The sequence below is a fragment of the Nocardia sp. NPDC058497 genome (genome assembly GCF_042720195.1).
Lineage (GTDB): Bacteria > Actinomycetota > Actinomycetes > Mycobacteriales > Mycobacteriaceae > Nocardia.
On record NZ_JBHXMY010000984.1, the window covers coordinates 1 to 1,317 of the forward strand.

Here is a 1,317-nt window from a genome sequence, read left to right on the forward strand (position 1 = left end):
GCCCCAGTTCGTGGTCGGCAGTGCGACGGTCGGCCCTCGGGCACTCCTTCGGCAGGTACTCCGGCTCGGTTCTGCTCGAGTCGATCGCCGTCCGTGTCGCAAGACAGCGGCAGTCCCTCGCGACCTCGGAACTCGTGGTTGTCGTGGAGATCGAGCCGTTGGATGTCACCGTCAGTGCGGTCGATCGATCCCGAGACCAGATCGTGGTCGCGGCCTGCGAGCACGAACCAACCTTGGGCGCAGGCGAATGGAACGACGCCGCCGTCGAACGCCTGACCGAGATGATCAAACAGGTTGTCGAGGGCTCCCGGCCGACATCGGTGCTAATCGTCGGACCGCACGACGAGCCGCTACTTGAGCGCCTGCGTGACTTCGCCGCACAGACGTGGACCACACAGCCCACGCCGCTGGTAGACCCGCTGGCCCTGACGGCGCTGCTGCTGCCGCAATCCAGTCTCACCGACCAGCGGACGCGCCCTATCCCGGCACAGAACGCAGAGTGGGTCGGCACCCTGCGCGAGCGCGCCGCTGCCACAGCGCCGTCACCACGCGTCGCGACAGCCAAAATCGTTGCGGCAGTGGCCGTCGCGCTCACCGTGATCACAGCGGGCGTTGTCGCAGCGGTGACCACCTGGGGCAGCGGTGCAGACGCGGCCACAGTTGCAGGTTCCACCGCACCCGCCGACCCGAGTGCGCCCGTGACCCGGGCGCCCGCGGAATCTAGTCCGGTGCAACCATCGTCGACCCAGCCCGCTGATGCGCCACGCCACACCATGGGCCGTGTCGCCTTCGATATCCCGGCGGGCTGGCGGACGGTCACCGGAGAAACCCCGGAGCGAGCTGCGCTCGTTCCGCAGACAGCCACCCCCGGCCGAATTACTGTGACATACAACACTGTTGCAGAACAGGCTGGATATGATGAAGTGCTAAGGGACATCACAGCGCGAATCGCTCGCGCCGAGCCCGGACGGTTCGGTACACCCGAACGCGACGTGGTGTTCGCTGGGCGCCGGGGGATCGGCTACCAAGAACTTCCTGGCGACGGTTCCGTCGTCAGGTGGTACGTCCTACTCGACCATGGCGTCCAGACCAACGTCGGCTGCCAGCACGGCTCGGGAGGATGGGGGACTGTCAGTACTGCGTGCGAGGAAGTGATGCGATCAGTATCGATCTCGCAGTAGGTTTCGGAAATTTCTCCGAAAATGATGGAACCGAACGCACTGCCGGTGCGTCCAACCAAGATGAAGGGCTCAGATCGCCAGCAGGGGGGTCTGGTCCACCGTTGACCACGAAGGAGCCAGAAGATGGGTTTTAACG

1 protein-coding gene is annotated in these 1,317 nt (G+C 65.2%); it reads left to right on the top strand.

The annotated features are described in order from the left end of the window. On the top strand, positions 1 to 1,181 hold a 1,181-nt coding region (locus ACFWPJ_RS33075), incomplete at its 5' end, for a type VII secretion-associated protein (RefSeq protein ID WP_378857495.1). Positions 1,182 to 1,317: the final 136 nt, after the last annotated feature.